General features: G+C 65.4%; 1 protein-coding gene. It reads left to right on the top strand.

Going from position 1 to position 344, the window contains the following annotated elements; all coding sequences use genetic code 11:
- On the top strand, positions 1-344 hold a 344-nt coding region (locus QP415_RS11030; protein ID WP_285100091.1), incomplete at both ends, for a cell division protein PerM.

The following is a 344-nucleotide window of genomic DNA, read 5'->3' as shown; positions in this document are numbered from 1 at the left end:
CACGATGATCGCGTACCTGACGCTGCGTTCGAACTCGTGGATGAATGACACGACGCCGCGTGATGCTCTCGGCCTGGGTGGTGACCTGTGGGCCGCTGTCATTGGCGGAACGTCGGTGGTTGGGGGAGTGCATTACCGCGCGATTCCGACGCTGGTGGGCGCCCTGCTGATCGTGCTGGTGCGGCTCCTGCTGCGTAACACGGCTGGTTTCCCGCGCAGCGCGGCGCTGTTCGCGGTGCCTGGTTTTCTTCTCACCTCCTGGCTGCTGGCGGGCGCGTCGGGCATCTATTCGCACTGGTGGACGGGCACGCTCGGCGCGATTCTGATTCCGCTGATCGGATCGG

Source organism: Pauljensenia sp. UMB3104 (assembly GCF_030217285.1).
GTDB lineage: Bacteria > Actinomycetota > Actinomycetes > Actinomycetales > Actinomycetaceae > Pauljensenia.
This window is presented reverse-complemented; position numbering and strand designations above follow the sequence as displayed.